General features: G+C 60.9%; 5 protein-coding genes. All 5 read left to right on the top strand.

Going from position 1 to position 5600, the window contains the following annotated elements:
* Positions 1 to 994 (top strand): histidine--tRNA ligase (hisS, locus tag B3520_RS03810; RefSeq protein WP_286875450.1); only part of this gene is annotated, 994 nt, incomplete at its 5' end.
* A 30-nt stretch (positions 995 to 1024) separates the two neighbouring features.
* The gene (locus tag B3520_RS03805) at positions 1025 to 1726 is read left to right on the top strand and encodes a YfgM family protein (RefSeq protein WP_024459865.1); all 702 of its coding nucleotides are present in this window, start codon (positions 1025 to 1027) and stop codon (positions 1724 to 1726) included.
* Positions 1723 to 2868 (top strand): outer membrane protein assembly factor BamB, encoded by a 1146-nt coding sequence (bamB, locus tag B3520_RS03800; protein ID WP_286806692.1) that lies wholly within the window; start codon positions 1723 to 1725, stop codon positions 2866 to 2868. Before B3520_RS03805 ends, bamB begins: the two co-directional genes overlap by 4 nt.
* 137 nt (positions 2869 to 3005) lie before the next feature.
* The gene (gene der, locus B3520_RS03795) at positions 3006 to 4454 is read left to right on the top strand and encodes a ribosome biogenesis GTPase Der (RefSeq protein ID WP_024459867.1); all 1449 of its coding nucleotides are present in this window, start codon (positions 3006 to 3008) and stop codon (positions 4452 to 4454) included.
* 35 nt (positions 4455 to 4489) lie between these two features.
* Positions 4490 to 5383, top strand: a complete 894-nt coding sequence (locus tag B3520_RS03790; protein ID WP_286875448.1) for an AEC family transporter — start codon at positions 4490 to 4492, stop codon at positions 5381 to 5383.
* Positions 5384 to 5600: the final 217 nt, after the last annotated feature.

Below are 5600 nucleotides of genomic sequence, written 5' to 3'. Positions count from 1 at the left end.
CCAGACCCAGCGGCTCTGGTACATGGGCCCCATGTTCCGCCACGAGCGTCCGCAGAAAGGCCGCTACCGTCAGTTTCACCAACTGGGGGTCGAAGTGTTCGGCATGACCGGGCCGGATATTGATGCCGAAGTATTGCTGCTCAGTGCGCGCATGCTGCGCGCGCTGGGTGTGGCCGACCAGGTCACGCTGCAGTTGAACAGCCTGGGCAGCAGCGAGGCTCGCGCCGCCTATAAAACCGCGCTGGTGGACTATCTGAGCCAGTACCGCGAGCAATTGGATGAAGACAGTCAGCGTCGCCTGACGTCCAACCCCCTGCGTATTCTGGACAGCAAGAACCCCGACACCCAGAAAATTCTGGATGGTGCGCCGGTACTGCTTGAGCATCTCGACGAAGCGTCTGCCGCCCATTTCGAGCACCTCAAAGCCATGCTGACCGAAGCCGGTGTTCCCTTTGAGGTCAACCCCCGTCTGGTACGAGGGCTTGATTACTATGGGAAAACCGCTTTTGAGTGGGTGACCGACGCCCTGGGCGCCCAGGGTACGGTATGCGCCGGTGGCCGCTATGACGGGTTGGTCGAGCAACTGGGTGGTAAGCCCACGCCGGCCATCGGGTTTGGTATTGGCCTCGAGCGCCTGCTGTTGCTGCTTCAGGCCACCGGGCAACTGCCCGAGGGCCTTGATCGTCGCACTCAGGTCTATCTTGTGGCGGTGGGTGAGGTACAATCCTCGGCCATGCGTTCGGCCGAACGGTTGCGCGATGCGCTGCCGGGGCTGCAGTTGCTGGCCCACTGCGGGGGCGGCAGCTTCAAGAGCCAGATGAAAAAGGCGGACAAAAGCGGCGCCGACATTGCGTTGATTCTGGGGGAGGACGAAGCCCGTAACGGCCAACTCTCACTCAAGTATCTGCGTGAGGATCGGCCCCAGGAAACACTGTCGCTGGACCAGACTATCGAGCAGCTACGGGCCTACTGGCCCGCGCTGAGCAACCTCTGAAACGAATTTTGACAATAACAGGAGTACAACGTGAGCGATCATCTGACTGAAGAAGAACAGCTTGAGGCCCTCAAGCGGTGGTGGAAGGAAAATGGCAAATGGATTGTGACCGCCGTGGTGATTGCGGTGGGCGGCTATTTTGGCTGGAATACCTACCAGGACCAGCAGCAGGCCAAGGCCGAAGCGGGCTCGGCGATATATTCTGAACTGTTGGAAACTTTGGCGGTCGAGGAAGGCAGCGCCGTTTCGGAAGACGATCGTGCGCGGGCCGGCGAGCTTGTTGAACAGCTCAAAACCGAGCATGCCAACAGTGCCTACGGCGCAAATGCGGCGCTGATTCGCGCCCGCTGGGCCGTCGATGAGGGTGACCTGGAAACCGCTGAAAGTGAGTTGCGCTGGGTTCTGGAACAGGAAACCGCGGAGGCAATCCAGCAGCTGGCTCGCCTGCGGTTGGCCCGGGTTCTGTCAGCTCGCGGACAACTCGATGACGCGCTGGCGACCCTGGAGGCTGGCACTCCCGCCGACAGCATTGCGGCCGAATACGCCGAAGCTCGCGGGGACATTCTGAGCGAGCAGGGTGACAACGACGGGGCGGCTCAGGCCTACCAGAGCGCACTGGACTCGCTTGACGCGCAGCAACAGAACCGCGTTCTGCTGCTGCAGATGAAACTGGATAATGTACAACCGGCCACGGCGGACGATACGTCGGGCTCCGAGGAGAATGCTTCATGAGGTTATGCGCAGTAGCGCTTTGTGCTTTGCTGTTTTCCGGCTGTGCGCTGTTTTCGAAAGAAGACGGTACAGAGCCGGTGGAACTGGTGGATTTCGAACCGACGGCGGAGCTGGACATTGTCTGGCGGAGCGGCGTCGGTTCGGGCACCGACAAGGCCGTGGTCAAGTTGCAGCCAGCTCTTGATGGCGACCGGATTTACGCGGCTGATGCCAAGGGTCGCGTGTTCGCCTTCAATCGCGCCAACGGCAAGCGCCTCTGGCGTCAGAAAACCGATGATGCCATTACCGGCGGCGTGAGCAGCAATGCCGGCGTGCTGCTCTACGGCACGGGCAACGGCGAGGTGGTCGCCCTGGCCAATGAGGACGGTAAGGAGCTGTGGCGCACCGCGTTGAGCAGTGAAGTGATTTCCGTTCCCCAGACCAATGGCACTGTGGTGGCCGCCCAGACCATGGATGGCCGACTGCACGCGCTGGATGCCGAGACTGGAGAAACCCGCTGGGCATACGATAGCCCGCCTCCGGTGCTGACGCTGCGGGGTACTGCTTCGCCGCTCATGACGGATTCGGCGGTGATTGCCGGCTTCGCCACGGGCAAGGTGATGGCTTTCAACCCGGATAATGGCCTGGTCCTCTGGGAGCGCCGCGTGGCTCTGCCGCAAGGTCGCTCCGAGATTGAACGCATGGTTGACGTGGATGCTTCTCCGCTGCTGCACGAAGGGGTGGTGTTTGCCGCGTCTTTTCAGGGCAACGTGACTGCTTTGGGCCGCAACAATGGCCGGCCCGTGTGGAGTCAGGAGGCCTCGACCCATAAGGATTTGTCCGCTGAAGGTCGCACTCTGTACCTCTCCGAGGCCGACAGTGTGGTCAAGGCCTTCAGTACCGCGACGGGTGAAATGCGCTGGCAGAACGATCAGTTGCTGCGCCGCCTCATCAATGGCCCCCAGGTCGTTGGTGACTACCTGGCGGTGGGGGATTATGACGGCTACCTGCATCTGCTCAAGCGCGATGATGGCAGCTTCGCCGCCCGCCGCCGCCTTGATCGGGGCGGTATTTCCGGCACCATGGTCACCGATGGCGACACCCTGTATGTGCAGACCGATGGCGGACGCCTGGTAGCACTTGAGGTCAAGCCTCGGGATTGATAGTTCCCTCGTTAACTGCCTCGCCGCCGACCTCCTGACCGGGGTTTCGGCGGCGATCTCGTTTATGGCTGTATAAAAAGTCCCCAATCCGCTATCCTAGGCGCCTTTGCGTTCTACCGATCTTCGATGCCTCCATTATGATTCCAGTTATTGCCCTGGTGGGCCGCCCCAATGTGGGCAAATCCACGCTGTTCAACCGTCTGACCCAATCCCGGGATGCGCTCGTGGCGAATTACGCCGGGCTGACCCGCGACCGGAAATACGGTGAAGGGCAGGCGGAAGGCCGCCGTTTTATGGTGATTGATACCGGCGGTATCAGCGGCGAGGAAGAGGGCATCGATAGCGCCATGGCGGGCCAGTCCCTGCAGGCGATTCAGGAAGCGGACATTGTGCTGTTTATTCTGGATGCCCGGGCCGGACTGACCGCGGCGGATGAAATGATCGCCCGGCATCTGCGGGTGCAGAACAAAAAGACCTATCTGGTCGCCAACAAGATTGACGGTGTAGACCCGGACCTGGCCCTGGCGCCGTTCTATGAGTTGGGGCTGGGCGAGATTTTCCCGACCACGGCCACCCATGGCCGGGGCGTCAAGTCCATGATGTCCGATGTGGTGGCCGAGCTGCCGGTTGAGGAAGTGGTACCGGCCCCGACCAATCAAGGCATCAAGATCGCGGTGGTGGGCCGGCCCAATGTGGGTAAATCCACGCTGGTCAACCGGATGCTTGGTGAGGATCGGGTGGTGGTCTATGATCAACCGGGTACCACCCGGGATAGCGTCTATATTCATTACGAGCGGTTTGAAAAGCACTATACCCTGATCGACACCGCCGGCGTTCGCCGGCGCAAAAACGTGTCCGAGTCGGTCGAGAAGTTCTCGATCGTGAAAACCCTCCAGGCCATTGACGATGCTCACGTCGCCATTCTGGTGATGGACGCCAGTGAAGGCGTGGTGGATCAGGACCTGCACCTGATGGGCAACGTCCTTGATGCCGGTCGAGGGCTGGTGATTGCTCTGAACAAGTGGGATGGTCTGGACGATGGCCACAAGCAATATGTGCGCAACGAACTCGAGCGCCGGTTGCGCTTTGTGGACTTTGCCAAAATCCATTTTATTTCCGCCTTGCATGGCACCGGGGTAGGGCACTTGTATGAATCCGTAGAGGGTGCCTACAAGTCCGCCACGGACAAGTTCTCCACGAATTTCCTGACCCGCATCCTGCAGGATGCGGTGCGCGAGCATCAGCCTCCCATGGTGCAGGGGCGCCGTATCAAACTGCGCTACGCTCACCCCGGTGGCCACAATCCGCCCATTGTGGTGATTCACGGCAATCAGACCGAGGCGGTGCCCAGTCACTACGCGCGCTATCTGGAAAAGACCTTTCGCCAGGTTCTGAAGCTCGAGGGAACGCCGGTACGGATCGAGTTCAAATCCAGCGAAAACCCCTTCGCCGGACGCCCCTCCAAACCCAAAAACCAGGGCGGGCGAGGGCCGGGTAACCGCGGTCCGGGCAGTAAAGGCGCCAAAGGCAAGTCGCCCTCAGGCCCCGGAAAAGAGCGCAAGGCGCCGCGTGGTCGACGCCCTTGATGCGTGCGGCGTGACATCATTCCCGGGGTAGACGAATGAGTAACCTGCTTCTGATTCTGGCGTGTCTTGGTATCGGTCTGCTATTGCAGCGATCGAGCCGGATGCCCCGGGATGCGGCCAGTGCGCTCAATCTCTACGTCTTGTATGTCGCGCTGCCGGCAATGATCCTCACCGAAATTCCCAAACTGACCCTGGATCAACGGGCGCTGTTGCCGGTGATCAGTACCTGGGTGGTGATGGCATCGACCGCCGCACTGGTCTGGCTGACGGCGCGCGGGTTCGGCTGGTCCCGTTCGGTGACCGGCGCCTTGATGCTGGTGATCGTGCTCGGCAATACCTCCTTTGTCGGTATTCCCCTGATTCAGGCACTGCTCCCACCTGAAGCACTACCCTACGCACTGCTTTACGATCAGACCGGCACGGTGATCGCCCTGAATACCTATGCGGTCATTGTGGCGGCCTGGTATAGCGGGCAGGACACCTCCTGGCGTAAAGTCAGCCGCACCATCTTTACCTTTCCGCCGTTCGTGGTGCTGTTGCTCGCGTTTGCGACCTTCCCGCTGGATTACCCGCATTGGTTCACTTACGCCACCGGACGGATTGCGGAGAGCTTGGTGCCGGTGGTGATGGTGGCGGTGGGGCTGCAGTGGCAGTTGAAACTGGATAAGGAACACCTGCTCCCGCTGACCGTGGGTCTGGGGTATAAGCTGGTATTGATTCCGGCGATTGTGTTTGCGGTGTTCGCCGTGCTGGATCTGCACTCCGTGGCGGCGCAGGCGGTCGCGTTACAGACGGCAATGCCGGCGATGATTTCGGCGGGCGTGGTGGCTATGGCTCATGGTTTGGCGCCGAGGCTGGTGTCCACCATTGTCGGTTACGGCTTGTTGCTGTCGCTGGTGACCGTGCCGCTTTGGAGTCAGTTGCTGTAAGGGTGTGATTGTCGGCTTACGCGCGGTGCGCTAAGCCGACCTACTCGTGGCTCAGGAAGACCGTTCCGTAGGTCGGCTTAGGCCAAAGGCCGTAAGCCGACAACCACCTCGGGCGCGCTTAAGCTGACAACTCCCTCCCATTTACGCCTGATGCCAAAACGGCTGCCCGATGGTCGGCGTGCTGGGGCTGGCCGTCTGCCGGCGGGGCATCAATCCG

The sequence above is a fragment of the Marinimicrobium sp. UBA4509 genome (assembly GCF_002388575.1).
Classification (GTDB): Bacteria; Pseudomonadota; Gammaproteobacteria; order Pseudomonadales; family Cellvibrionaceae; genus Marinimicrobium; species Marinimicrobium koreense.
The sequence above is the reverse complement of the archived record's forward strand: the minus strand, read 5'-3'. Positions and strand labels throughout refer to the sequence as shown.